Below are 25,328 nucleotides of genomic sequence, written 5' to 3' on the forward strand. Positions count from 1 at the left end.
GTCAGCCTGACCCGCTGTGTCCGACCGACTCGACCGCCCGCCGCCGGGCTATCTCTGGAACCATTTCACAGCATCCAACGTAACCCACTGACCCTTCGGGCTTCCAGACACCCTCTCCCTCACCTGGCACGGCCCCTGCTTTCCCGTCGGGTGCAGACGCCGGCTTCGCCGTTATCTTCGGCCTCCGGAGTCTGCGAGAACTTTCTACAGCCTCCAAGGAGCGCAGATCCATGAAATATCGCAAGACTGCCATCGCTTTTGCCCTCTCCTCCCTGTTCACCATTGGCTCCATGGCTACCGCCGGCGCCATGGGTGGCGGCGGTGCCGAACAGGGTGGTGCCCCGCCGGCCGAGGAAGGGGCACCGGAAGCGGGCGCACCCCCGGAAGCCGGTGGTGCCCCTGACGCCGGAGGGGCTCAGGGCGGTGCGCCGCCGGCAGACGAGGGTGCTGCCGGGGGTGCCGATGCCGGTGGTGCGCCCATGGGTGCAGAAGAAGACGAAGACGACGACGAAGACGACGGCGCTCCGGACTGGTAACGCGCCCTCCCCTGCCCACGCCGAAGCGGTCCTGCGGACCCTTCGGCGTCTTTTTGCCTGCATGCGGGCCTGCGCATGTACAATCCGATGCGAATTCAGTCACGGAATCGCCGGATGACGCCTCCCGCAACCCCGCAGTCCAACGATTTCCAGCAGAACGTTTCGCGCATGGTGGAACGCGCAATGCGCTACCTCGAGATCCCCGACGGGGCGCGCGAGGCGCTGCAGACCTGCGATTCGGTCATCCAGGTGTCCTTCCCCATCCAGTTCCGGGACCGCGTGGAGGTCTTTCATGGCTGGCGAGCCGTGCATTCGGCGCACCGGCTTCCGGTCAAGGGCGGCATGCGTTTCGCACCCAACATGGACCAGGCCCACGCCGAGGCCCTCGCGGCACTGATGTCCTACAAGTGCGCAATCATCGACATCCCGTTCGGCGGTTCCAAGGGCGGTCTGCGCATCGAACCGCGCCAGTACAATGAATGGGAACTGGAACGCATCACCCGCCGGTTCGCCCACGAACTGATCCAGCGCGACTACATCTCGCCGGCGCAGAACGTCCCGGCCCCGGACGTCGGCACTTCCCAGCGGGAAATGGCCTGGATTGCGGACACCTATCGCCAGCACCGTCCGGACGACATCAACCACGTCGCCTCGGTGACCGGCAAACCGGTGGATCTGGGCGGCATGCGTGGCCGGCTGGAAGCCACCGGCCGCGGCGTGCAGTACGCCCTGCAGGCCTTCTTCCGTTCGAAGGCGGCCGTCGCGGAGGCGGGCCTCGGGGGCGGCCTGAGTCAGCAGCGGGTCATCGTCCAGGGCTTCGGCAACGTGGGCTATCACCTCGCCCATTTCCTGCAGCAGGACGACAACGTCCGCATCGTCGGGATCATCAAGAGCGACGGCGGCATCTACTCCGAACAGGGCCTGGATGTCGACGCGGTACATGACTACATGAACCGCACCGGCACCCTGGAAGGCTACCCGGGCGTGCGTTTCGAACGCGACGGCAACCGCCTGATGGAAGAAGACTGCGACGTGCTGGTCCCGGCCGCGCTGGAAGGCGCGATCCACGAGGACAACGCGCCGCGCATCCGCGCCCGCCTGGTGGTCGAGGCCGCCAACGGCCCCTGCACCTTCGAGGGCGACCGCATCCTGCAGCAGCGCGGAATCACGGTGCTGCCCGACGTGTTCGTCAATGCCGGCGGCGTGGTGGTCTCCTATTTCGAATGGGTGCGTAACATCCAGCACATCCGCTTCGGCCGCATGGAGCGCCGCTACGACCAGGCCCAGGGCCAACACATCGTCAGCGCCATCGAGATGATGACCAACCAGGATGTACCCGAGTGGCTGCGCGAATCCATCGTGCGCGGTGCCGAGGAGATCGATCTGGTGCGCTCGGGCCTGGACGACACCATGCGCGAGGCCTTCAGCGAGATGCAGGAAGTGCGCGAGGTGGAAAGCAATGGCGAGGTCCTCGACTACCGTACCGCGGCGTACCTGATCGCGCTGCGCAAGATCATCCGCGCCCGTCCCGACCTGAAGGTCATCTGACCCGACCGAAACGGGCCTCCAGGGCCGCGAACACCGCCCGCAGGCCCATCGCCTCGCCACCCTTCGGCCGGCCCGGGCGTGCGCGGGTGTTGAAGGCCATGATGTCGAAATGCAGCCAGGGCGTTTCGGCCGGCACGAAATCCTGCAGGAACAGCGCCGCGGTGATCGCCCCTGCCTGCCCGCCCGAACTGGCGTTGACCACGTCGGCCACGTCGCTCTCCAGCATGTGCCGGTACGGCGCATGCAACGGCAGCCGCCAGACCGGATCGTCCCACGCGCGTGCCGGCTCTTCCAGGGCGGCGGCCCAGGCGTCGTCGCTGGCGAAGAACGCGGCGATCTCGTGCCCCACGGCCACTCGCGCCGCACCGGTCAGGGTCGCAAAATCCACCACCAGGGCCGGCTCCAGTTCACCCGCACGGTCCAGCAGATCGGCCAGCACCAGGCGGCCCTCGGCATCGGTATTGTCGATCTCCACGGTACGCCCGCTGCGCGTGCTCAGGACATCGCCCGGACGGAAGGAACGCGAGCCCACCGCATTCTCCACCGCCCCGATCAGGACCGTCAGGCGCACCGCAAGCCCGGCCCGCATGATCAGGCCGGCCAGCCCCAGCGCCGTGGCCGCACCGCCCATGTCCTTCTTCATCTGCCGCATCGCGCTGTCGGGCTTGATGTTCAGACCGCCCGAATCGAAACAGACCCCCTTGCCCACCAGCACCACTGGCGGGGCATCCTCCGGCCCCCAGGTCAGCTCGATCACCCGCGGGTGGTTTTCACTGGCGCGCCCCACGGCATGGATGCACGGCCAATCCCGGGCCACCTCGTCGGGATCCGCCACCACCCGGGCGGTTCCGCCGTGACGATCGGCCAGACCCTCGGCCTCCGCCGCCAGTTCGCCCGGCATCAGGTCGGCCGGGGCCGTATTGATCAGATCGCGGGTATGGCCGATCGCCGCCACCATGGACGTGACACGCTCCCGATCCACCCCGTCCGGCCAGATCAGCCGCACCGGCGTGTCGTCGGTCGGTGGCTCGCTGCGATACCGGCGAAAGCGATACCTTCCCAGCCCCCAGCCGACCGCCGCCCGTTCGATTGCCTCCGCTGTCAGCCCCGCCTCCTGCAGCCGATAATCTCCCCCCGGCAGGGATTCCGCCGCCGCAGCCAGCATCCACAGGGGCTGGCCCACGTCGTAGCCGACCAGGGCCGCTTCCAGCTCGCCCTGGTCCCCGGCGATCTGCAGGATACCCCCGGCCTCGCCGGTAAAGCCGGTCGCTTGCGCCCAGCGCGCATAGCGTGCGGGCCGCCCCTCCAGCGCGGCATGCAGCGACTCCGGCGTCACGGGTATCAGTTCAACGGCGGCGGACGACTCATCAACAAAAACGGATTCCACTGGGGGCTTCCTCATCTGCACGGCAAAGCCCCCATAATAACGCCACCTGCGGCCGGGACGCCCGGCCCCCACCGACCGACAGGGAACGTGCCATGACGCCAGCACTGGAAATCCGCGGGCTGCGCAAGACCTACAACAACGGCTTCGAAGCCCTCAAGGGAATCGACCTCGAGGTCTCCCCCGGCAGCTTTTTCGCCCTGCTCGGGCCCAATGGCGCCGGCAAGTCGACCACCATCGGCATCATCACCTCGCTGGTGAACAAGACGGCCGGGGAAGTCCGGGTGTTCGGCCACGACCTCGACCGGGATCCCCGGGGCGTCAAGCGCTCGATCGGCCTGGTCCCGCAGGAGTTCAATTTCAACCAGTTCGAACCGGTGGGCGAGATCGTCGTCAACCAGGCCGGCTACTACGGCATTCCCCGCCGCGAGGCCTGGGACCGCGCCGGCCACTATCTCAACGAACTGGGCCTGTGGGACAAGCGCGAGAACATGGCCCGCATGCTCTCCGGCGGCATGAAACGCCGCCTGATGATCGCCCGCGCCCTGGTGCACGAACCGCGGCTGCTGATCCTCGACGAACCCACCGCCGGGGTCGACATCGAGTTGCGGCGCTCCATGTGGGACTTCCTGCAGAAGATCAACGATGACGGCCGCAGCATCATCCTGACCACCCACTATCTCGAGGAAGCCGAATCGCTCTGCCGCAACATCGCGATCATCGACGACGGCCGCATCATCGAGAACACCACGATGAAGCAGCTCCTGGCCAAGCTCGAGACCGAGACCATGGTGCTGGACCTGGTGGAACCCCCGCTGGCGGTACCGGAGGGCGGCCCGATCCCGCTGCGACGCATCGACGAGCTGACCCTGGAGGCCGACATACACTCCAACCAGAACCTGAATGATCTCTTCCAGATTCTTGATAATCAGGGGATCCGGGTCCAGAGCATGCGGAACAAGGCGAATCGACTGGAAGAGCTCTTTGTCCGCATGACCCAGAACGAGACCACCCGCAGCCCGCTGACACCCGGCGGCGACGGAGCCACCGAGCAGCAGGAGGGCCAGGCATGACCCGCGCGGATCTCCGGTTGTGGGGCACCGCCCTGCGCACCATCGCAATCAAGGAAATACTGCGCTTTGCCAGAATCTGGGTGCAGACCGTCCTGCCCCCGGTCGTCACCACCGCGCTGTACTTCATCATCTTTGGCGGCCTGATCGGCGACCGCATCGGCGAAATGGAAGGCTTTCGCTACATGGACTTCATCGTTCCCGGGCTGATCATGCTGGCGGTAATCACCAACAGCTATTCCAACGTCGTATCATCATTCTTCGGTTCAAAGTTTCAGCGTCATATCGAGGAACTACTGGTCTCGCCGATCCCCAACAGCGTCATCATCCTGGGGTTCATATTCGGCGGGGTCGCACGCGGGCTCACCGTGGGCGTGGCCGTTCTGATCGTCTCGCTGTTCTTTTCGCCCCTGAGCGTGCACAACCCGATCGTGATGCTGCTGGTCGTCCTTTTGACTTCCATCCTGTTCGCACTGGCCGGACTGATCAATGGAGTATTCGCACGAACTTTCGACGATATCGCACTGATTCCAACGTTTGTTCTGACCCCGCTGACTTACCTCGGAGGCGTTTTCTATTCCATCAGCCTGCTGCCCGATTTCTGGCAGGGCGCGTCCATGTTGAACCCGATCTTTTACATGGTGGATGCCTTTCGTTACGGGAGCCTTGGAACCAGTGACTTTCCAGTGATCGCATCCTTTGCCATCATCGCGTTGTTCATCATTGTGCTCTATGGTCTGGCACTGTGGCTTCTGAATCGAGGAACGGGCATCCGCTCATGAAGACCTTCAAGCGACGGCACGGCGAGAATCGGCGCATCCGCGGGGGTGGTTCACATCGCGGCCAAACGTGGTATAAAACGGCATCACCCAACGGAACCATGTTCATGAACGGTCAGCGCAGGATCACGTCTTCGGTCATCGTGGGAACCGCCGGCCTCGCCCTCGCTGTGGGTTCCGGCCTGGTCCTCGCCTCCAAGCCACAGGAAACGGAACAGCCCCTGCAGATCGCGCCCCTCTCTAGCGCTGATCCCGAATCGGCGGACAACGGCTCCGGCGCCCGCGGCACGGAGATCCGTGCTGACTGGAGCCGGGCCTCGGTGGCCGAACCGGTGCCCGCGGTGGGCGGCTCGGTCCCGCCGGGCGACACTCACACGGTGGCATTCGCATTCGATCCCGACCAGGATGTCGGAGAGCCGCCGACGGCCAGCGAGCCGACGACCGGGGCCACGTCGTACGAAACCTTTGACCTGGACGACGACGAGCCCTCCGCAACGGCCGAACTCGGCCACTCCGACTGGAATTCGCACACCCTGGATCGCAACGAGCGCCTCTCCGGGCTGTGGGAACAGGAGTGGGATCTGCCGCTGGCCACGCTTTATCGCCTGCTGGACGACGACGAAAATGCCGACATCCTGAACCGCGTCCGGCCGGGCCAGGAGATCGAGTGGCAGGTAGACGACGAAGGCTACCTGACCCGCATGCGGCTGTGGACCGACAGCGCCTCGGGCTACGAATGGGTACGGGAGGAGGATGGCTGGGACTTTGACCGTCATGAGGTCGAGAATGCCCGCGAGACCTCGCACCTGATCATCAGCGCGGAGATCGACGGCTCGATCTCCGCGGCCCTGTCCCGCCAGACCGAACTCTCCTCGCGGGCGGCAGCGGCGATCGCCGTGCTGATGGATCGCCACTTGCCGGTGCGCCTGAACGCACGCGCCGGCGATGAATTCACCCTGCTGGTGGAGCAGGAAACCGTCGTCGGCGAGGACACGCCGCAGAATCTGCGACTGCTGGCGTTCGAATACAACGGCGAGCGGATACAGGAGGAAGCCGCGCGCAACGTCAACGGGCGCTTCTATCGCCCGGATGGCGAAAGCCTGCTGCCGCCGTTCGACCGCCGTCCCTTCTCCGGCAACTACCGCATCAGCTCGGGCTTCGATCCGCAGCGACGGCATCCGGTCACCGGCCGGGTCGCGCCGCACCACGGTACGGACTTCGCCATGCCGGTGGGGACCCCCATTAAGGCACCGGCGGATGGTCGGGTCACGCGCGTCGAGCACGACCGGTATGCCGGTCGCTTCATCGTGATCGAACACGGACAGGGCTACTCCACGCGCTATCTCCATCTGGACCGTGCCCTGGTCAGCCCGGGGGATGATGTCGAGCGGGGGGATCGCATCGCCCTGTCGGGCAACACCGGACGCAGTACCGGTCCGCACCTGCACTACGAGGTGCACGTGAAGGGGCGGCCGAAGGATCCGATGCGGGTAGCGTTGCCCGAAAGCGACTCGCTGGAAGGCGAAGACCTCGAGCAGTTCCGCGAGATTGGCAAAGTCCTGTTCGCGCAGCTGGAGAACGGGCAGCGCGGCGAACAGGTCGCTCTGCGGCCGTTCAGCGAACTCGCCGCGCAGTAGGAACCGGCCCGCCGCCCCGCCGTTGCCCGAAGCACTGGCCTTTGCGCGTCTCGAATGGAGGGATGGACAGCCCGTCTCTCCCGAGTTCGGCGACGGTTATTTCGGCTCGGACGCCCCGCTCGAGGAAGCGCACGAAGTCTTTCTTGAGGCCAACGACCTGCCCCGGCGCTTCGCCCGCCCCGGTACCCGGATGACCATCGCCGAGACCGGCTTCGGCACCGGACTCAACACCCTCCTGACGCTTCGCGAGTGGCGCGCCCGGGCCCCGGACGACGGCTTCCTGTCGCTGATCGGCTTCGAATCGCGGCCGCTGCATCCCGACGACCTCGCCCGCGCCCATCGGCAGCTGGGCCTTGACGGCCCGGACGCCGAACGCCTGCGCGACGGGTATCCCCCACCGGTCAGCGGCCTTCACCGGATCCATTTCCCTCGGGCACGCGCGGTGCTGACCCTGGTCTTCGGCGACGCGGCGATCACCCTCCCGCAGCTGAATGCCGCGGTGGATGCCTGGTATCTGGACGGATTCGCACCCCGCCGCAATCCGGGCCTGTGGAATATCGGTGTCTTCCGGCAGATGGCCCGTATATCCCTGCCCGGCACCACCTTCGGCACCTACGCCGCGGCCGGTCAGGTGCGCCGCGACCTGGAGGCGGCCGGCTTCGTGGTCCGGCGCAAACCCGGGCACGGACGCAAGCGTGAACGCCTGTGCGGCCATTTCCATGACCCGGCTCCCCCCGCCCTGCCCGAGACTCGCGAACGTCCGCGACGCGTAGCGGTCATCGGGGCGGGCATTGCCGGACTGTCGGCCGCCCTGGCCCTGCAGGACCGCGGCTGCCACATCACCCTGTTCGATCCCGCGGGACCGGGCGGCGGGGCATCCGGCAACCCGGCGGCGGTGCTGCTGCCTCACCTGCTCCCCGATGACCCGGGGCTCAATGCCCTGGCGCTCACCGGCATGCGCCACACCCATGCCCTGATCGAACGCGCCGCCGAGGGCCTGGAAGAGGGCCGATCGACGCTCCTGCTGGGTGACAGCGTCGCCTTCCACGGCATCTCCGCGCACGCACGCAAGCGCGTACAGCGACTTCGCGCGCGCGATCCGGCGGAGAGCGGCTACCTTTTCGACCCGGCCGCCACCGCCCCCGCCGGCACTCCCGGGCCGATGCTGGAATACCCCGGCGGGCGGGCGGTGGACATGGGGGCCCTGTGCCGCGGACTGGCCGCCGCACTGCCCGCGGTGGAGCGCACCGGGGTCAGCGCGATCGAGCCGCACGCCACCGAAGTCCGGGTGACGTTCGACGGCGACCACCCCGCGCGGGGCTTCGACGCGGTCGTGATCGCCACTGCCGGCGCGCCCCTGTGCCCGGAACAGGCGCGCCTCGGGACCGTGGGAGGCCAGATGACCCGGGTGCAGCACCCCCTCCCCGGCCCCGATTTCCGCGTGCGCACCGGTCAGGGCTACTGGATTCGACGGGACACGGATGATCACTGGATCGGCGCCACCTACCGCCACGACGGGCTCCCGGCGGATCCGGCAGCGCCCCCCGAACCGACCGCCGAAGACGACCGCCACAACCTGGAGCATCTGGCATGGGTTCCGGGCATGCCCGCCCCCGAGGATGCGCGGATCACGCAGCGCTGGACCGGCATGCGCGCCGTCTTTCGCGACCGCCTTCCGCTGGTGGGCGCTTCGCGCATGGACCGCCGGGGCCGGGTCATGCTCACCCTCGGGCACGGTTCACGAGGCCTGCTCTATGCACCGATCAGCGGCGAGCTGGTAGCCGACCGCCTGCTGGACCTGCCGGAACCGCTGGAGCAGAACGTGGCCCGACGCCTGTCGCCGCAACGGGTCGCCTAGTCCGCCCAGGCCACCGCATTGCGGCCCTGTCCCTTGACGCGGTACATCGCCTGGTCGGCCGCCGCGATCAGGTCGGCCAGGGTCTCCCCGTGTTCCGGATAGAACGCCACGCCGATACTCGCGGTCACCACCACCGAAATACGCTCCCCGTCGTCCAGGGTCAGCTCCCAATGGGTATCGAAGACGCTGCGGATCCGCTCGATCAGCGGATGCACCTCGTCGCGAGAAATCAGCGTCCCGGTCAGCACCAGGAATTCGTCACCGCCCAGCCGGACCAGCAGATCCTCGGCACGCAGGTGCGCCGCCAGATCCGCGGACATGCGGCGCAGCAGCTGATCACCGACGGCATGGCCGTGTTCGTCGTTCACCGGCTTGAAGCGATCCAGGTCGATGAACACCATGGCCAGCTGCCCCCCGTCGCGGCGGGCTCGGGATGTCATGCGGGGAAACGCCCGTTCCATCGCCGCGCGGTTCGCAGCCGCCGTCAAAGGGTCCTGCCAGGCCAGGGTGTGCAGACGCTCCTCGAGCTTGCGCCGCGCGGTCACGTCCAGCGCATGCCAGACGACCGCGGCACGTCCCTCGAAATGCGCGGCAATGGGGCGCACGCGGGCCTCGAACCAGCGCTGCCCGTTTTCGCAGCCATCCCCGGCGAGTTCCGGCTCCGACCGTCGCGCCGGATGCAGCACGCCGGGCTCGAGGAGGTATTCGGTCTCCTGCAGGGCCCCCTCGTCCAGCGCCCGCCGCACGACTGCCAGGAACTGGCGGGCCACCGCCTCGGGCAGGAACTCCTCGATGCCGTGCCCCACGATCGACCCCGCCCCCCTCCGCCCCGACGCGTCCGCCTCCTTCGCCCCCCGACTATCCCCAAAGGCCCGGTAGATCATCCCGTCCTCCCCCAGCACCAGGGCATGACCGGGCATGGCTTCGAACAGCGCCTCCTGAAGGTCGCGGGCCTGGGCGAGCGCCTCGAACAGCATCCGGTTGTCGTGCACGTCCACCAGGATCAGCAGCATGGCCCGATCCTGCTCCCACGGGATCGGCACCCAGCGCAGCAGATGAAAGCGCCAGTGGCCGTCCGCCATGCGCACGCGCACCTGGCGCCCGGCCGGATCCGGATCTTCCCTGGAAAATACCAGCCCGTTGGGCAGCAACGGGATATCGTCCGGATGGAACAGTTCGAGGTCTTTCACGGAGGTGCCGTCGACCGGGGATTGTCCGGTCGTGCGGCGAAACGCGGGGTTGGTCCAGAGGACCCGGGTATCCCGGACCACCAGAGTGGCGTCCTCCAGGTTGGCGACCAGCGTGTGGTACTGGCTCAGCAGGCGCGCGCGATCGCGCACATGCCCGCTCACGCGCCAGGTCAGTCCGCCCAGTGCAAGGGTGCCAAGGATCCCGAAGGCCCACCAGGCCGGCGGCCTGGAGGTCGGCATGGCCTCGGGCACCGGGCGCGCCAGCAGGACCCATTCGCCACCGGCAAAGCTGACCGTCTTGCGCCACTCCGCCGGCCCTTCGGCAATCCCGTCCGGATCATGGAACACCTCGCCGCGGTGCCCGGTCCCGTCTCGCCCCTGCAGCGCAAACTTGAGCGCGCCGGGAGTGCGGCCGAACCCCGCGCGCGCCAGTACCCGTTCGAAATCCACCGCCACACTGGCCATGGTAAATCCGGGATCCGTTTGCCGGGCCTCGTCCAGCGGGTCGCCCGTTTCTTCCGGACCGACCGGACTGCGGACCAGGAGGCCGGTCCCGCCCTGTGCCAGCTCCCAGGGCCCGGCGACGACGGTCTCTCCGGTTTCCATGACCCGACGGAAGGACGCCGCCTGCTCCGGATGGCTGGCCACGTCGAGACCCAGGGCATCCACATTGCCCTCGCGCGGGTAGACAAAATCGATGCGGGATCCCGCCAGTAACGTGAGCGAGCGAATGACTTCCGGGTCCCGACGGTACAGCCGGTCGGCCATGCGCTCGAACTCGTCGCCATCCAGGTGCGGGCGTGCCTCGACATAGGCGGAGAGACCAACGGTGGCGTGCACCAGGCTGTTGATCACGCTTTCCAGGCGCGTACGCTTGCTGGCCACCTCGCTCGCCAGGTTCGCCTGATGCCGCTCGGCCAGCTGATGCTCCCAGGCACGGGCGGCCAGCAGAAACATCCCGGCGAAGATCAGCATCGCGAGCAGCCCCGACACCACCGACGTGGCGGCAAAACCGCCCGTCCGACCTTGTGCTGTCCCGTCCGTCCCGGCGGTCGGGGCCTCTCCTGCGGCGCTGTCGCCCGGTATCCCGCGCATGTCCGCCCCCTTCGATCCGAACCCCACACCCCCACTATGCCCATTCACCCGGGGGCGCGTAATCCCCGGAGGATGAAAATGGTCATGGGAGGCTGAGAAAGCTCGTCCGCGACAGGCGGAAAAGACGACAATGGTGGGGACGGCCGGACTCGAACCGGCACGGCCTTGCGGCCGGCAGATTTTAAGTCTGCTGCGTCTACCTGTTTCGCCACGCCCCCGCAGACGCGGCGGATGATACCGCGTCAATCGGCGGAGGGCATTCCTTCCTCACCGGCGGCGAATTCCGCCAGCGGCAGCGGGACGTGTATCGACGCCGCCATGGCCCGCAGCAGTTCCACTTCCGCGGTCCGTACCTGCCCCCCGTGCGTCACCGTCGTCAGCATGGCCCGCACCAGCCGCTCCTTGTCCGCCATGCGCAGCGCATCGAGGGTATCCAGTACCCGGTCGAGGACGCCGGCCCACGCCCGGCTCCCTTCGGATTCGGTCCAGGCTTCGGGGAAATCCACCGCGGCAGGCGCCGCTCCCTCGATGCGCTCGATCCCCGCCGCCAGTGCGGCGCGTCCGGCGTCCGGGTCCCCGGGATGGCCATGACGCGCAAGCACGGCAAGCAGGAACCGGGCCTCTTCGTGGTGCCGGTCCAGTCGCCCATGTCCGCCGGCACCGTCCTCACCGGGCTTTCCGGCATCCATCAGGTGCCGGTTGAGCAGACGCCCCAGGGCATATTCGAATGCCGAAACCCGGCCATCCGCATGGATCAGGCGTTCCACCAGTTCCTGCAGCTGCTCGCGTTCCTCGCGCGGGTGCCGGCGCAACACCGGGAAGGCCATTTCCAGCAGCGGAATCCGCAGGTCGTCGCGCAGTTGCGGCACCATCTCGAGCAGCTGGCCGACCCTGCGCTCGCTGTCGCCGCCGCGTTTCTCCGCGACCATCAGGCGCTGTTGCTCGCGCACTTCGGGGTCGGCATTCATCAGGAGATACAGGATCACCTCGGCCGCCCAGCCATCGCTGTGGGCGGCCTGTTCCAGCGGCCCCGGCATCGAGGCCATCAGAATCCCGGCACCCAGTATCTGCGCCAGCCCGGGATCGGCAATGCCGTCCACCAGGCGGTCGGCATCCAGGGGCAGCCCCCCGGGGCCCCGCTGGTCTTCCTTTTCCTGCTGCTCGGCGGCTGCCTCGGCCGCGGCCTGCTCGGCCTCGGCTTCTTCACGCATGCGCCGGGCGACCTCCTCCAGCTCGGACGGATCGAAACCCGGTTCGATCGCTCGGATCCGCTCCTCCAGCGGCGGGTGCGTCGCGAACATGCGCCCGAGCCCCCCGCTGGCGAAGAGCATGTGCCCCACTTCTTCGGAGTCCGCATCCAGGCGGGCATGACGTGCGCCGATCTTCTTCAGGGCCCCGGCGATGCCGTCCGGCTGCCGGGTGAACTGCACGGCCGAGGCGTCCGCCAGATACTCGCGCTGGCGTGAAACCGAGGCCCGGATCCAGCGGCCGAAGAACAGGCCGATATAGCCCACCACCAGCAGTGCCAGCCCCGCGGCCATCAGGCCGGCGGCATTGCGGCTGTCACGCGAGAAACGCATGGCGATCAGCACGCGCTGCCCCACCAGCGCGAGCACCAGGATCCCGTACAGGATTCCGATCAGACGAATGTTCAGGCGCATGTCGCCATTGAGGATGTGTCCGAATTCATGGGCCACGACGCCCTGGAGCTCGTTGCGGTTGAGGGTTTCCAGGGCTCCCCGGGTCACCGCGATGGCCGCGTCACCCGGCGCATGCCCCGCGGCAAAGGCATTGATGCCGCTTTCTTCCTCCAGCACGTAGATCTCCGGTACCGGCACCCCGGAGGCGATCGCGATTTCTTCGACCACGTTGACCAGGCGTCGGCGCAGCGGATCCCGGGTGTCCGGCTCGACCCGCGTGCCACCCAGCTCCCGGGCGACCTGGCCACCCCCGCCCCGCAGTGACGACGCCCGGTAAAGGCTGGCGCCACCGATCAGGACGATCGTGAACAGGGTCACCCAGAACAGGAGATCGAGATTGTTCCGGACCAGCTTGTCCAGCTGCAGGGGCTCGCCCGGCTGTGCCGATGGATCGTGGCCCAGAAACAGCAGGGCGATCGCGTTCATCGCCACCACGATGGCCAGGACGGCCAGGGAAAACAGGACCAGCAGGACCCGGGTGCGGCGATGCGCCCGGTCCTGGTGTTCGAAAAAGTTCATGGTCGGGCTCGCTTACTGGAAGTTGACCTCGACCGCCTCCCGGCGCTGCGGATCCTCGATTTCCAGCAGCTCGGCGCGACGGAAACCGAAGTTGTTCGCGATCAGGCTGTTGGGGAACATCTCGCGCAGGATGTTGTAACTCATCACCGCGTCGTTGAATGCCTGCCGCGCGTAGGCGATGCGGTTCTCGGTGCTGCTGAGCTCCTCGGAGAGCTGCATCATGTTTTCGTTCGCCTTGAGGTCGGGATAGGCCTCGGACAGTGCGAACAGACGCCCGAGCGCGCCGGACAGACCCTGTTCGGACTGCGACAGCTCGCGCATGGCCTCGGGGTTGGACGGATCGGCCGCCGCCTTCTGCAGGCTGCTCTGGGCCTGATTGCGGGCCTCGATCACCGCTTCCAGGGTGTCCTTTTCGTGGGCCATGTAGCGATCCGCGACCTTCACCAGATTGGGGATCAGGTCATACCGGCGGTTGAGCTGCACATCGATCTGCGCGAACGCGTTCTGATAGCGATTGCGCGACGTCACCAGGCGGTTGTACGTCCACACCCCCCAGATCACCAGGAGGATCACGATCCCGAGCAGGACCCATTCCATGTCGCTTCTCCCATGCTTGTAACGAGGTCTTGGCAGTGTACGCGTTACGCCGCCCACTCGCGAGCGCGACGCGCGGACGCGGGACGTTTATCCTTGGCGGACACACACTCACTCCGGCGGCGGCTCTCATGAATCTTTCGTCCCTGCTGGGCATGATCGGCGGCGTCGTGCTGTTCGTCAGCATCATCGCCTTTACCAGCCAGGACCTGCTGGTGTTCCTCAACCTTCCCGGCCTCGGCATCGTGCTCGGAGGGACCCTGGCGGCCACCCTGCTCAGCTACCCCCTGCACGAGCTGGTGCGGGTGTTCCGTCTCGCGGCCACGGTCATCCGCGACGAGCGCTACGACGTCACTCAGGACATGGAGGAGATCGTCGAGGTCTCGCGCCTGTGGTTCGCACAGAACCTGGCCCGGGTGCAGGAACGGCTGGAGACCCTGCGCAACCCCTTCCTGAAAACCGGGGTGCAGCTGGTGATCGACGACACCCCGATGGAAGACGTGTCCGACCTGCTGCACTGGCGCCTGGCGCGGCTGCGCGCACGCGAACTCGCCGAGGCCCAGGTCTATCGCACCATGGCCACCTACGCGCCGGCCTTCGGCATGCTGGGGACCCTGCTGGGCCTGATCAACCTGCTGCTGACCACCGACACCGACGACTTCGCGGTGATCGCGGTGAACCTCGGCATTGCCCTGATCACCACCTTCTACGGCATTCTGCTGGCCAACCTGGTGTTCCGGCCGATCGCCATCAAGCTGGAACGGCGTACCGAGGAACGGGTGGTGGTCATGACCATGGTGCTGGAGGGCATCATGCTGATGCGCAAGGGCCGCACCCCCGGCTACATCCGCGAGACCCTGCGTTCGTTCGCCGAGAACCACCACGATGAAATCCGTCAGGCACCGTCCGTCGCGGAAGACGAAGCGGAGAGCGGCGGACGCTGAACCATGGCCACCCACGGCGAGCCGCAATCAACCCCGTCGGCCCGGGAGCCCACCCGCGAGGGAGACCATGTCCTCCCGCGGGAGACGCTCGCAGTGGAGACCGGACGCAGCGGGGAAAGCCTGCGCGAGGACGAACACGCCTGGATCCTGACCTACCTCGACGTCCTGACCCTGGTGATCGTGGTCTTCGTGATCATGCTGACCTTCGCCGAACCGCGGGACGAAAGCATACGTGCCGCCGATGACGACCCGGTGGAGCTGGTCTATCGCGACCTCTCCAACCTGGTCGATCCGCGCCTGTTCCGGCTGTCACCCGAGGCCCCGGAAGTGCCGCCCGGACCGGTCGAAGACCCGCCGCTGGCCGCCGATCCGCCCTCGCCCGTGGCGACCCCGGCGGACGACCCGCCACCGGAGGCCGACCCCGAGGCGGTGCGTGACATGCGCGACCGCGCGCCGGAGGGCGTCGAGGTCATCGAACAGCCCGGCAGCATCGAGCTGCGGATCCAGGACGACATCCTGTTCGCCACCGCGCAGGCCGACCTGGCCGCCGACGGGCAGGCGTTGCTGGACGACCTCCTTCCGCTGCTGGAAGAACATGAGGGTCGCGTGACCATCGAGGGCCATACGGACAACGTGCCCATTGCGACCCCGCGCTTCCCGTCGAACTGGGAACTCTCCTCAGCGCGCGCCAGCGGTGTGGTGCGTTATCTCGTCGACCGCGGCATCGACCCCGGCATCCTGCAGGCGGTCGGCCACGCGGACACCCGCCCGGTGGCCGACAACGACACCCCGGAAGGGCGTGCGGAGAACCGCCGCGTATCCATCGTGCTCGAAACCCCCGCCGACTCCTGAGGCCCGGATCAGGCGACCTCGCCGGCAGCGTGACCGGAGGCCCAGGCCCACTGGAAATTGTGCCCCCCGAGATGCCCGGTGACATCCACCACCTCGCCGATGAAATAGAGCCCCGGGTATCCCTTTGCCTCGCAGGTGCGCGACGACAGGGCGCGGGTGTCCACGCCCCCGGCCATGACCTCCGCACGGGCATAGCCCTCGGTCCCCGACGGCGTGAACACCCAGGGCTGAAAACGACCGGCCAGCGCGGCCAGCTCGGCGTCGGAGAAACGCTCCAGCGGCCGCTCCGCCACCTCCGGATCCAGCCAGTGCCGGGCGACCCGCCGGGTGAGCCATTCGCCCAGCACCCGACGCAGCTGGCGCTTCGGCGTCTCTTCGCGCGCTGCGCGCAGCCCCTGTTCCAGGGACTCCCCGGGGAAAAAATCCACCGTCACCGATTGCCCCGGCTGCCAGTACGAGGAAACCTGCAGGATCGCCGGACCGCTCACGCCCCGGTGGGTGAACAGCACATTCTCGCGAAAGCCCGCATCGCCCGCCTCCGCCACCGCGTCCAGCGCAATGCCGGACAGCGCCTCGACCGCCGCGCGTGCGTCACCGTCCAGGGTCAGTGGCACCAGCGCGGGCCGCGTGGGCTCCAGCGGGATATCCAGACGTTGCGCCAGGTCCATGCCGAAGCCCGTGGCGCCCATCCGCGGGATCGGATAGCCGCCGGTCGCGATCACCAGGGATTCGGCCTCGATGACCGCGGACGGCGTGCGCAGGCGCCACGGCGCCTGATCGGATACAACCTCCACGGGCGTGGACGTCCGCAGGGTCACCCCGGCCGTGGCGCATTCGTCCAGCAGCATGCGCACGATATCCTTCGACGAATGGTCGCAGAACAGCTGACCGAGCTTCTTTTCGTGATACGGGATCCCGTGCGCCGCCACCAGGGCCACGAAATCCCAGGGCGTGTAGCGCGCCAGGGCCGATTTCACGAAGTGCGGATTCGCGGACAGGAAGTTCTCCGGCCCGCAATCCATGTTGGTGAAGTTGCAGCGGCCGCCCCCGGACATCAGGATCTTCTTGCCGGCCCGCTCCGCGTGATCCAGAAGGACCACGCGACGCCCGCGCGCTCCCGCCACCGCCGCGCACATCATGCCCGCGGCCCCGGCCCCGATCACCGCGACATCGAAGATTTCCGTCGATTCATTCATGGGGCGGGATTCTACCGGAGCCGCACGCGGGTGACCGGCACGCTGCCCCTTGATTGTTCTATACTGGAAATGGAGCACGTAGCAGGCGCCCGGCTGTATCCATGCGCCCGACCGGGCACCGACCCGGGCCCGGCCTCCCCGTATGGACCGGCCGACGGCCAACCTCGACAGGAGCGACCCATGATCAACGGGATCGGACCCAATCCGGCCGCGACGGCCAGCCAGGCGGCGGCCGTGAATGCCAGCCAGAACCAGGACCAGAACCGCGCCCCGGGGGCCCAGCAGCCGGGCTCGGCCCAGGCGAACCAGGCTGCGCCCGGGGCACAACAGACCCAGCCGGGGCAAGCGGCGGCGATCGGCGCCAACCAGGGCGGAGCCGGCCCGTCGGCTCAGGCCGCCGACACCCCCTCGGCCGCGCGTGGCATTGCTCAGGCCAGCGGCACCCAGGAGGCGAACGCCGCGGGCGGGGCCACGGCCGCCGGTGCCATCAACGGGTCCGAGGGCGGTAACGCCGTCAGCGCCACCGACGAGGCAAGCAGCGTCGGCGGTGCTTCCGACAACGGTGACGCCCGATCCGCCGAACTCGCAGCCCGCGAAGAGGAGCAGGCGGCCGAGAACAACCTGGCCGCCACCCTGATGCCCGACGGAACCATGGACAACCGCGGCATCAACACTGCGGGCTCCACTCTGGACATCCAGGTCTGACCGCCCGGCCCAGCTGATCGCGCCCGCCCTGCCGCGGCGGGTCGCCCGCATCACCCTCCACCACCGGACGGGTGACAAACCTCATACGCGGAAGCGCCGGGTCATCTCCTGCAGCTCGCGCGCCAGGCGCATCAGTTCCGCTGCCGAATCGCTGGCCTGGCTCGCCCCCTCGGCGTTCTGCTCGGCCTCCTCGGTCACCGTGGTGACATTGCGGTTGATGGTCTCGGCGACCTGGCTCTGCTGCTCGGCCGCGCTGGCGATCTGGTCAATCATCTCGGTGATCGACTGCACCGCCTCGCGGATGTCCTCCAGCGCCGAACCGGCCTCGCCGGCCTGATCCACGGTCGCGCGTGCCCGTTCCTCGCCGGCCTGCATCACCTCCACGGCATTGCGCGTGCCCCCCTGCAGGGTCTCGACCGTGCGCCGGATCTCCTCCGTGGATTCATGCGTACGCGACGCGAGGGCCCGTACTTCGTCGGCCACCACCGCGAACCCACGTCCCGCCTCTCCGGCACGCGCGGCCTCGATCGCGGCATTCAGCGCCAGCAGATTGGTCTGTTCGGCGATCTCCTGGATCACCTGCAGTACCTTGCCGATGCTCTCCGAATCCTGCTCGACCCGCTGGATTGCCTCCGCGGCGCGATGCACCTCGGAGGCCAGCTGCTCGATCCCGGTTACGGTCCGCTGCACGACCTCCTGGCCACTGCGCGTGGATTCCAGCGAGCGGTGCGCCGCCTCGGTCGCCGATTGCGAGTTGCGGGCCACGTCCTGGGCCGTGGCGCTCATCTCGTTCATCGACGTGGCCACCTGCTCGATCTCCCGACGCTGACGATCCCCGCCTTCGCGCGTGCGGTCGGACACGTTCGAGACCTCTTCGGCCGCCGAAGTCAGCTGCCCGCTGGAACCGACCACCGCGCCGATCAGGGAACGGAACTGTTCCATCACGTCGTTGAACGCCCGGGCCGCGCGCCCGACCTCGTCATCGCCGTGCACGTCCAGCCGCCGGGTCAGATCGCCCCCGCCCCCGGCGATGTCACGCAACCCTTCCGTCATCTCGGCCAGGGGCTGCGTGACGAAACGCCGGATGAACAGAAAGATCGCACCCAGCAGCGGCAGGCTGACCAGGATCGCGAAGCCGAACAGCTGGATCCCGAAATTCGTCGCCCCCTCGTGCACCTCGGTCATGTCGAGACGCATGGACGTGGCTCCGAGAACCTCGTCTTCTTCCGCAGCACCGTGACACGCCATGCAGTTGCGTCCCAGGTATTCGCGATGATTGCGGATCGGTTTCACCACGCGCAGCTCGTCGCGCTCGCGATCCACCTCGACAAAGGGTTCTCCGGTATCCAGGACCTCGCGCTCGACCGCATCACGGGGTTCGCTGTCGGCCGTCCCTTCACCCCACTGCTCGGTGACCGACGCGGCGCGGATCGCGCGCAGGTCGCGAACATCACCCATTTCCTGGATCTGATCCATGAATTCGTGGCGCGAGTCCATGGTGCCGGTGATCATCAGGGTCGTCAGTCCGGCCCAGGTCATCTCGTGCAGACTGCCGGCAAAATGCCCGGCCTGCTCCTGGGCGGTGTCACGCTGCTCCAGCACCGCCCATCCGATCATGCCGGACCAGACGAAGACCAGGATCAGCCAGATGACGCCGAGCAGCCTCAGCCAGATGGGAAGGTCGTACAGGCGACGCAGCATGCAGTTACCCAGAGGTCATGGATTGCGGGCGCCCGGATTCACCGGCGCCTCCATCCGGGTTTTCGGCCGTTCGGCCCCAACCTTGAATGCCCGAAGGGACCGGCGAAGACCCGGCAGGCACCCCGCAAACGAAAAGGCCCGCCAGCATAAAGCCGGCGGGCCTGCAATCGAAGATGGAGGCTGGGCCCGGAATCGAACCGAGGTACGCGGATTTGCAGTCCGCTGCATCACCACTCTGCCACCCAGCCGGGGCAAGGCTTGTTCGACGGTCTTGGATGCCGCCGAAACAGAAAGCCCCGGCGGTGCCGGGGCTTCGGGAAATCGTTTGGAGCGGGAAACGAGATTCGAACTCGCGACCCCAACCTTGGCAAGGTTGTGCTCTACCAGCTGAGCTATTCCCGCCCGTCGACAAATGCGTATTCTACAGACAGCGTCGGCTTCGTCAACACCGGATACGAAAAATTCGTTCAGGCGTCCCGGGCCGCGGCCACCATGTACTGCACCATGGACACCAGCGTCAGCACCGCCGCCAGATACAGCAGCCATTCCCCGATCAGGAACAGCGACAGTCCCGCCACCGGCTCGGCCCACAGAAGCAGAAAGATGGCCACCATCTGGGCACTGGTCTTGAACTTGCCGATCCAGGAAACCGCCACCTTCGCGCTGGTCCCGACTTCGGCCATCCATTCCCGCAGTGCCGAGATCGCAATCTCGCGACCGATGATCACGATCGCGGCCAGCGCCAGCCCCACACCGGGGTTGTAGTCCACCACCAGCACCAGCGCGGCAGCGACGATCAGCTTGTCCGCCACCGGATCGAGAAAGGCGCCGAAGCGGCTGGTCACCGACCAGCGCCGGGCCAGATAACCGTCCAGCCAGTCGGTCACCGCGGCCAGCGCAAAGATGATGGCCGCCACGATCCCCGCCGCCGGCATCGGCAGCGCATAGAAGGCCCCGATCATCAGCGGGATCATCACGATACGCGACCAGGTCAGCCAGGTGGGGAGTCGTGGAAACATGTCGGATCAGGCCTCGTGGAACTGGTCGTAGATCGCCTGCGCCAGGCGACGATTGATGCCGGGCACCTTGGCCAGCTCGTCGACCCCCGCGCGGGAGACCCCGCGCAGCCCGCCAAAGTGCTTGAGCAACGCAGTGCGACGCTTGGGCCCCAGCCCGCGAATCGACTCGAGGGTGGACTCCTTGCGCGCCTTCGCCCGCCGCGCCCGATGACCGCTGATCGCGAAACGATGGGCCTCGTCACGGATCTGCTGAATCAGGTGCAGTGCACTCGAATGGGGCGGCAGTATAGAAGGCGCCTCCACCCCGCTCAACACCAGGGTTTCCATGCCGGGCCGGCGTTCTTCGCCCTTGGCCACCCCGACCACCCGGATGTGATCCAGCCCCAGATCGGCCAGCACGTTCAGGGCCTGGGTGACCTGCCCCTTGCCCCCGTCGATGAACAGGATGTCCGGTTCCCGGCCCTCGCCCTTTTTCAGGCGCGCGAAACGGCGACTGAGCGCCTGGTGCATCGCGGCATAGTCATCGCCCGGCTCGATCCCTTCAATGTTGAAGCGCCGGTAATCGGACTTGATCGGCCCTTCCGGCCCGAACACCACGCAGGATGCCACGGTGCCCTCGCCGCGGGTGTGCGAGATGTCGAAGCATTCCATGCGCCGCGGCGGCGCCTCCAGTTCGAGCTCTGCGGTGAGCGCATCCAGGCGCGCGGTCTGCCCGGCCTGACTGGCCAGCCGGGTCTTCAGGGCCTGCTCGGCATTGCGCTGCGCCATGTCGACCCAGCGTGCGCGTTCGCCCCGCAGCGACCACGCCAGCCGCACGCGTGCCCCGCGGCGCTCGCCAAGCAGGGTTTCGAGGGCCTCGGCCCCCTCGGGTTCATGCGACAGCAGCACCTGCGGCGGGGGCTCGCGTTCGGCATAGTACTGCGCCAGCACGGCCGCCATGATCTCGTCGTGGCCGGCCGCCTCCGGCACGTCCGGGAACAGCTCGCTGTTGCCCAGGTTCTGGCCATTGCGTACGAAGAACACCTCCACCGCGAAACTCCCGCCCGACTGCGCCAGGGCGATCACGTCGGCATTGCCCTCGCCGCCGGCGACAAACTGCTGCTGCGAGATCTCGCGCAGCCGGCCGATCTGATCGCGCAGGCGCGCCGCCTTCTCGAACTCGAGTGCGGCCGAGGCGGACTCCATGCGTTCCATCAGATCACCGATCACCGCCTCGCTGTCACCCTCCAGGAAACGCACGCTGGCCTCGACGTCGCGGGCATACTCCTCCGGTGAAATATAGTCCACGCAGGGGGCGGTACAGCGACCGATCTGGTACTGCAGGCACGGCCGACTGCGATGCGCGAAAACGCTGTCCTCGCACTGGCGCACCTGAAACAGCTTCTGCAGCAGTGCGAGACTTTCGCGCACCGCCCCGGCCGATGGATAGGGCCCGAAATAGCGCACGCCCTTTTTCTTCGCCCCGCGATGAAACCCCAGACGCGGATACTCGTGGCCGGAAACAAAGATATAGGGATAGCTCTTGTCATCGCGCAGCAGCACGTTGTAGCGCGGCCGGTGCTGCTTGATGAGATTGGCCTCCAGCAGCAGCGCCTCGGATTCGGTGTGCGTGACCGCGATGCGGATGTCCGCGATCTGCCGCACCATCGAACGGATGCGCGGACCGCGGTCATCCCCGCCGCGGAAATAGCTGGTGACGCGGCTGCGGAGGTTGCGGGCCTTGCCCACATAGAGCACCTTCCCGTCCACGTCCAGCATCTGGTACACGCCGGGCGAACGGGTCAGGTTCTCGAGGAAGGGTTCGGGGTCGAATCCGGTCTCTGGCGCGCTCATGGCGCTCTCAGGATACCTGTTCACGGATGCGGGCGAACAGCGTCCGGAACATCGCCGGGGTCAGGCGCCCGGTCTGGGTGTTGTAGCGCGAGCAGTGATAGGAGTCCACCAGCACGGTGTCGTCATCCAGCCGGTGCTCCGCGGCGTGAGCAAACGGGTGCCGGGCGAGTGCCAGCCCGCGCGTGCGCAGCACCGCATCGTGGGCGACCTTGCCCAGCGCCAGGATCACGCGCGGACGAACCCCGGCGATCTCCGCCGCAAGGTAGCCGTTGCACTCGCGGATCTCGGCGGTGGTCGGACGGTTCTGCGGCGGCAGACACTTCACCGCATTGGTGATGCGGCAGTCGTGCAGCATCAGGCCGTCATCGTCCCGTTCGCTCTCGGGCGCGCTGGCAAATCCGTATTCGTGCAGGGTGGCGTACAGCAGGATGCCGGCATAATCGCCGGTGAACGGCCGCCCCGTCGCGTTGGCGCCGTGCATTCCGGGGGCGAGGCCGACGATCAGCAGGCTTGCATCGGCCGGTCCGAACGACGGCACCGGAGCCGCATGGTAGCCGGGGTGCTCCGCACGCACCTCGTCGAGGAACTGTGCCAGGCGGGAACAGCGTCGACAGTCGGGGGCGAACCCCCCGGGCGGTTCCGGGGATGGCGCCCCCTCCGCCGGGTTACTCACCCCGCTCCCACTCGCTGTAGGGGTGGCGCGCCAGTTCGGTGTTGTAATAGCGCGGATCGTGCGAGACCTCGTCGCCGAGCCAATCCGGACGCGGAAATTCGGCGTCCGCATCGTCGAGTTCCAGCTCGGCGACGATCAGCCCCGCATTCGCGCCGTGGAATTCGTCCACCTCGAACACCCAGCCGTGGTGATCGACCCAGTGGCGGGTCTTCTCCACCTGCGCTCCGGCAAGGGTATCCAGCATTGTGTGTGCTTCGGCTTCCGGAACCGGGTACTGGTATTCGTCGCGCTCCACACCCAGGGTCGCGCTCTTGATGTTGAGGTTGGCGGCCCCCGACTCCACCCGAACGCGGATGGACGCCCGGTCGTTGCCGCACAGGTAGCCCTGGCGCATGTAACAGGAACGGTGCGCCTGCTCGCGCCAGCCGTCCCCTGCCAGCAGGAACTTGCGTTCGATTTCGCGTCCCATGTCGGTGTTTCCCCTACATGCGGATCAGGGCCGAGCCCCAGGTGAAGCCGCCGCCGAAGGCCTCGGTCAGGATCAGGTCCCCGCGCTTGATGCGTCCGTCGCGTACCGCCGTGTCCAGCGCCAGTGGCACCGAGGCCGCCGAGGTGTTTCCGTGTCGATCCACGGTGACCACCACGTCATCCATGGACATGTTCAGCTTCTTCGCGGTGGCCTGGATGATGCGGATGTTGGCCTGATGCGGGACCAGCCAGTCCAGTTCCGACTTGTCGATCCCGTTGTGCTCCAGGGTTTCGTCGACGATCTGGTCCAGGGTATTGACCGCCACGCGGAACACCGCCCGGCCTTCCATGCGGATAAAGTCCAGATCGGGGTTGTCACCCGGCTGCGAAATCCCCCCCGGGACTTCCAGCAGGGACCGGTGCTGGCCGTCGGCATGCAGATGGGTGGAGATGATGCCGGGATCCGTGGACCGCGAGAGAACCACCGCGCCGGCACCATCGCCCCACAGGATGCAGTTCGAGCGGTCGGTGTAATCGGTGATGCGCGACAGCGTCTCGGCCCCCACCACCAGCACGTGCCGTGGCCCGCCATTGCGCATGAAACGGTCGGCAGTCGCCAGGGCGTACACGAAGCCGCTGCACACCGCCTGGATATCGAACGCCGGGCAGCCGCCGATGCCCAGCTTGGCCTGCAGGATACAGGCGGTGCTGGGGAAGATCTGGTCGGGCGTCGTGGTCGCCACCAGGATCAGGTCCAGGTCGGAGGCCTTCAGGCCGGCGGCATCCAGAGCACGCTGCGACGCCTGCAGCGCCAGATCCGAGGTCAGCTCCTCGTCCGCGGCGATGTGCCGCTCGCGGATCCCCGTGCGCTCGCGGATCCAGGCGTCGGAGGTCTCGACCATGGATTCCAGTTCCTCGTTGGTGAGGATGCGCTCGGGGAGGTAGCTCCCGGTTCCGGCAATACGGGCGTGGTTCACTCCGGCGTCTCCTGCCGCAGCAGCCGCTCCAGCTGCTTGTCGATGCGGGTCGCGATATTGGCCTCGGCCTCGATCCGCGCGATGCGGATGGCATTGGCGAAGGCCAGCGAATCCGCGCTCCCATGACTCTTGATGACGATGCCCTGCAGCCCCAGCAGCGAGGCGCCGTTATAGCGCCGGTGATCGAACCGCTGGCGCAGTCGGCGCAGCACCGGCAGGGCCATCAACCCGGCCAGACGCGAGTACAGCGAGCTGCGGAACTCGGCCTTCATGTTGCTGGTGATCATTTTCGCCACGCCTTCGCTGGTCTTCAGCGCGACGTTGCCGACGAAGCCGTCGCAGACCACCACGTCGACGTCACCGCAGTAGACATCATTGCCCTCGACAAAACCGACGTAGTTCAGTGAGGATTCCTCGAGCATGCGCCCGGCTTCGCGCACGCGGTCGTTGCCCTTGATCGCCTCCGAGCCGATGTTCAGCAGACCGACCCGCGGGCTGTCCAGGCCGTCCACGGCCTTCGCCAGCACCGAGCCCATCACCGCGAACTGATACAGGTGCTCGGCCTCGACATCGACGTTGGCGCCCAGATCCAGCATGTGGGTATGGGCGTTCATCGACGGCAGGGCGGTGGCGATCGCCGGCCGGTCGATCCCGGGCAGGGTCTTGAGCACGTAACGCGCGGTGGCCATCAGTCCACCGGTGTTGCCGGCGCTCACGCAGGCCTGGGCCTCGCCCTTGCGCACCTGGTCGATGGCGACCCGCATGGAAGAATCACGCTTCGTCCGCAGGGCGACGGCCGGCAGTTCTTCCATGCCGACCACCTGGGACGCGTGGACGATCTCCACCCGATCGCGCTCGGACGCGTTCCAGTCCTCCAGTTCCGGCTCGATGACCTCCCGGTCACCGACCAGCTGAAGCCGGAAATCGCCCTGCCCCTTGAGGGCCCGTCGCGCTGCCGGAAGCACCACGGACACGCCGTGATCGCCGCCCATCACGTCCAGGGCGATGGTGTAGCTGCTGCTCATGCCGAGTACCGTTGTGGCTGCCGGA

The 25,328-nt window shown here is 67.4% G+C and carries 21 protein-coding genes and 3 tRNA genes; 9 read left to right on the forward strand and 15 right to left on the reverse strand.

Annotated elements, in window-relative coordinates; translation table 11 throughout:
• Positions 1-230 precede the first annotated feature (230 nt).
• Positions 231-536: a hypothetical protein gene (locus F790_RS0107365; protein ID WP_018869379.1), complete on the forward strand. Its 306-nt coding sequence runs from the start codon at positions 231-233 to the stop codon at positions 534-536.
• Positions 537-650: 114 nt separating this feature from the next.
• The gene (locus F790_RS0107370; protein WP_019591247.1) at positions 651-2,084 is read left to right on the forward strand and encodes a Glu/Leu/Phe/Val dehydrogenase; all 1,434 of its coding nucleotides are present in this window, start codon (positions 651-653) and stop codon (positions 2,082-2,084) included.
• Here the strand turns inward: F790_RS0107370 and F790_RS0107375 are convergent.
• Positions 2,077-3,471, reverse strand: a complete 1,395-nt coding sequence (locus tag F790_RS0107375) for a M17 family metallopeptidase (RefSeq protein ID WP_019591248.1) — start codon at positions 3,469-3,471, stop codon at positions 2,077-2,079. The genes F790_RS0107370 and F790_RS0107375 overlap by 8 nt on opposite strands.
• A gap of 92 nt (positions 3,472-3,563) precedes the next feature.
• Between F790_RS0107375 and F790_RS0107380 the strand changes: the two genes are divergently transcribed.
• The 4 genes from F790_RS0107380 to mnmD all read left to right on the forward strand — a co-directional run bounded on the left by F790_RS0107380 (position 3,564) and on the right by mnmD (position 8,812).
• Positions 3,564-4,541, forward strand: a complete 978-nt coding sequence (locus F790_RS0107380) for an ABC transporter ATP-binding protein (protein WP_018869376.1) — start codon at positions 3,564-3,566, stop codon at positions 4,539-4,541.
• Positions 4,538-5,320, forward strand: coding sequence for an ABC transporter permease (locus F790_RS0107385; protein ID WP_018869375.1), 783 nt, complete (start codon positions 4,538-4,540; stop codon positions 5,318-5,320). Before F790_RS0107380 ends, F790_RS0107385 begins: the two co-directional genes overlap by 4 nt.
• A gap of 104 nt (positions 5,321-5,424) precedes the next feature.
• Positions 5,425-6,954, forward strand: coding sequence for a peptidoglycan DD-metalloendopeptidase family protein (locus F790_RS0107390; protein WP_026332890.1), 1,530 nt, complete (start codon positions 5,425-5,427; stop codon positions 6,952-6,954).
• Positions 6,955-6,976: 22 nt separating this feature from the next.
• Positions 6,977-8,812, forward strand: a complete 1,836-nt coding sequence (gene mnmD / locus F790_RS0107395) for a tRNA (5-methylaminomethyl-2-thiouridine)(34)-methyltransferase MnmD (RefSeq protein ID WP_019591250.1) — start codon at positions 6,977-6,979, stop codon at positions 8,810-8,812.
• On the opposite strand, the gene F790_RS0107400 is transcribed toward mnmD, so the two are convergent.
• The 4 genes from F790_RS0107400 to F790_RS0107415 all read right to left on the reverse strand — a co-directional run bounded on the left by F790_RS0107400 (position 8,809) and on the right by F790_RS0107415 (position 13,913).
• On the reverse strand, positions 8,809-11,097 hold the full coding sequence (locus F790_RS0107400; RefSeq protein WP_232199258.1) for a diguanylate cyclase: 2,289 nt from the start codon (positions 11,095-11,097) through the stop codon (positions 8,809-8,811). The two genes, mnmD and F790_RS0107400, sit on opposite strands and share 4 nt — an antisense overlap.
• 131 nt (positions 11,098-11,228) lie before the next feature.
• Positions 11,229-11,315: transfer RNA gene (locus F790_RS0107405), tRNA-Leu, on the reverse strand.
• Between the two features lie 24 nt (positions 11,316-11,339).
• A complete protein-coding gene (locus F790_RS0107410; RefSeq protein ID WP_019591252.1) occupies positions 11,340-13,316 on the reverse strand; it encodes a M48 family metallopeptidase in 1,977 nt (658 codons plus the stop codon).
• Positions 13,317-13,328: 12 nt separating this feature from the next.
• Positions 13,329-13,913 (reverse strand): LemA family protein, encoded by a 585-nt coding sequence (locus F790_RS0107415; RefSeq protein WP_019022023.1) that lies wholly within the window; start codon positions 13,911-13,913, stop codon positions 13,329-13,331.
• Positions 13,914-14,041: 128 nt separating this feature from the next.
• Between F790_RS0107415 and F790_RS0107420 the strand changes: the two genes are divergently transcribed.
• Positions 14,042-14,854 (forward strand): motility protein A, encoded by an 813-nt coding sequence (locus tag F790_RS0107420; RefSeq protein ID WP_018869369.1) that lies wholly within the window; start codon positions 14,042-14,044, stop codon positions 14,852-14,854.
• 93 nt (positions 14,855-14,947) lie between these two features.
• On the forward strand, positions 14,948-15,706 hold the full coding sequence (locus F790_RS0107425) for an OmpA family protein (protein ID WP_018869368.1): 759 nt from the start codon (positions 14,948-14,950) through the stop codon (positions 15,704-15,706).
• An 8-nt stretch (positions 15,707-15,714) separates the two neighbouring features.
• On the opposite strand, the gene F790_RS0107430 is transcribed toward F790_RS0107425, so the two are convergent.
• Positions 15,715-16,902, reverse strand: a complete 1,188-nt coding sequence (locus F790_RS0107430) for an NAD(P)/FAD-dependent oxidoreductase (RefSeq protein WP_019590231.1) — start codon at positions 16,900-16,902, stop codon at positions 15,715-15,717.
• Positions 16,903-17,082: 180 nt separating this feature from the next.
• Between F790_RS0107430 and F790_RS0107435 the strand changes: the two genes are divergently transcribed.
• On the forward strand, positions 17,083-17,607 hold the full coding sequence (locus F790_RS0107435) for a hypothetical protein (protein ID WP_019591253.1): 525 nt from the start codon (positions 17,083-17,085) through the stop codon (positions 17,605-17,607).
• Between the two features lie 81 nt (positions 17,608-17,688).
• Here F790_RS0107435 and F790_RS0107440 read toward each other — a convergent pair whose 3' ends face one another.
• From F790_RS0107440 to plsX, 9 genes are all read right to left on the reverse strand, one after another.
• Positions 17,689-19,308 carry a methyl-accepting chemotaxis protein gene (locus tag F790_RS0107440; RefSeq protein ID WP_018869365.1) on the reverse strand — a complete coding sequence of 540 codons (1,620 nt, stop codon included), beginning with the start codon at positions 19,306-19,308 and terminating at the stop codon, positions 17,689-17,691.
• 174 nt (positions 19,309-19,482) lie between these two features.
• A tRNA-Cys gene (locus F790_RS0107445) sits at positions 19,483-19,556 on the reverse strand.
• 78 nt (positions 19,557-19,634) lie between these two features.
• Positions 19,635-19,710: transfer RNA gene (locus tag F790_RS0107450), tRNA-Gly, on the reverse strand.
• A gap of 65 nt (positions 19,711-19,775) precedes the next feature.
• On the reverse strand, positions 19,776-20,327 hold the full coding sequence (gene pgsA / locus F790_RS0107455) for a CDP-diacylglycerol--glycerol-3-phosphate 3-phosphatidyltransferase (protein ID WP_019591254.1): 552 nt from the start codon (positions 20,325-20,327) through the stop codon (positions 19,776-19,778).
• A 6-nt stretch (positions 20,328-20,333) separates the two neighbouring features.
• Positions 20,334-22,160, reverse strand: a complete 1,827-nt coding sequence (gene uvrC / locus F790_RS0107460; RefSeq protein WP_018869363.1) for an excinuclease ABC subunit UvrC — start codon at positions 22,158-22,160, stop codon at positions 20,334-20,336.
• Positions 22,161-22,167: 7 nt separating this feature from the next.
• Positions 22,168-22,833, reverse strand: coding sequence for a uracil-DNA glycosylase (locus tag F790_RS0107465; protein ID WP_019591255.1), 666 nt, complete (start codon positions 22,831-22,833; stop codon positions 22,168-22,170).
• Complete coding sequence (locus tag F790_RS0107470; RefSeq protein ID WP_019022017.1) at positions 22,826-23,302, reverse strand: CYTH domain-containing protein; 477 nt, start codon at positions 23,300-23,302, stop codon at positions 22,826-22,828. The genes F790_RS0107465 and F790_RS0107470 overlap by 8 nt, the downstream gene beginning before the upstream one ends.
• Before the next feature lie 13 nt (positions 23,303-23,315).
• Positions 23,316-24,278: a beta-ketoacyl-ACP synthase III gene (locus F790_RS0107475; RefSeq protein ID WP_019591256.1), complete on the reverse strand. Its 963-nt coding sequence runs from the start codon at positions 24,276-24,278 to the stop codon at positions 23,316-23,318.
• Positions 24,275-25,303, reverse strand: a complete 1,029-nt coding sequence (plsX, locus tag F790_RS0107480) for a phosphate acyltransferase PlsX (RefSeq protein ID WP_018869359.1) — start codon at positions 25,301-25,303, stop codon at positions 24,275-24,277. The genes F790_RS0107475 and plsX overlap by 4 nt, the downstream gene beginning before the upstream one ends.
• Positions 25,304-25,328 lie beyond the last annotated feature (25 nt).

It is taken from the genome of Thioalkalivibrio sp. ALE20, assembly GCF_000381405.1.
Classification (GTDB): domain Bacteria; phylum Pseudomonadota; class Gammaproteobacteria; order Ectothiorhodospirales; family Ectothiorhodospiraceae; genus Thioalkalivibrio.

Coding starts and splice junctions, on each gene's coding strand:
- F790_RS0107365 (WP_018869379.1), top strand. CDS start 231: ATGAAATATCGCAAGACTGCCATCGCTTTTGCCCTCTCCTCCCTGTTC.
- F790_RS0107370 (WP_019591247.1), top strand. CDS start 651: ATGACGCCTCCCGCAACCCCGCAGTCCAACGATTTCCAGCAGAACGTT.
- F790_RS0107380 (WP_018869376.1), top strand. CDS start 3,564: ATGACGCCAGCACTGGAAATCCGCGGGCTGCGCAAGACCTACAACAAC.
- F790_RS0107385 (WP_018869375.1), top strand. CDS start 4,538: ATGACCCGCGCGGATCTCCGGTTGTGGGGCACCGCCCTGCGCACCATC.
- F790_RS0107390 (WP_026332890.1), top strand. CDS start 5,425: ATGAACGGTCAGCGCAGGATCACGTCTTCGGTCATCGTGGGAACCGCC.
- F790_RS0107400 (WP_232199258.1), bottom strand. CDS start 11,097: ATGCGCGGGATACCGGGCGACAGCGCCGCAGGAGAGGCCCCGACCGCC.
- F790_RS0107410 (WP_019591252.1), bottom strand. CDS start 13,316: ATGAACTTTTTCGAACACCAGGACCGGGCGCATCGCCGCACCCGGGTC.
- F790_RS0107415 (WP_019022023.1), bottom strand. CDS start 13,913: ATGGAATGGGTCCTGCTCGGGATCGTGATCCTCCTGGTGATCTGGGGG.
- F790_RS0107420 (WP_018869369.1), top strand. CDS start 14,042: ATGAATCTTTCGTCCCTGCTGGGCATGATCGGCGGCGTCGTGCTGTTC.
- F790_RS0107430 (WP_019590231.1), bottom strand. CDS start 16,902: ATGAATGAATCGACGGAAATCTTCGATGTCGCGGTGATCGGGGCCGGG.
- F790_RS0107435 (WP_019591253.1), top strand. CDS start 17,083: ATGATCAACGGGATCGGACCCAATCCGGCCGCGACGGCCAGCCAGGCG.
- F790_RS0107440 (WP_018869365.1), bottom strand. CDS start 19,308: ATGCTGCGTCGCCTGTACGACCTTCCCATCTGGCTGAGGCTGCTCGGC.
- pgsA (WP_019591254.1), bottom strand. CDS start 20,327: ATGTTTCCACGACTCCCCACCTGGCTGACCTGGTCGCGTATCGTGATG.
- uvrC (WP_018869363.1), bottom strand. CDS start 22,160: ATGAGCGCGCCAGAGACCGGATTCGACCCCGAACCCTTCCTCGAGAAC.
- F790_RS0107470 (WP_019022017.1), bottom strand. CDS start 23,302: ATGGGACGCGAAATCGAACGCAAGTTCCTGCTGGCAGGGGACGGCTGG.
- plsX (WP_018869359.1), bottom strand. CDS start 25,303: ATGAGCAGCAGCTACACCATCGCCCTGGACGTGATGGGCGGCGATCAC.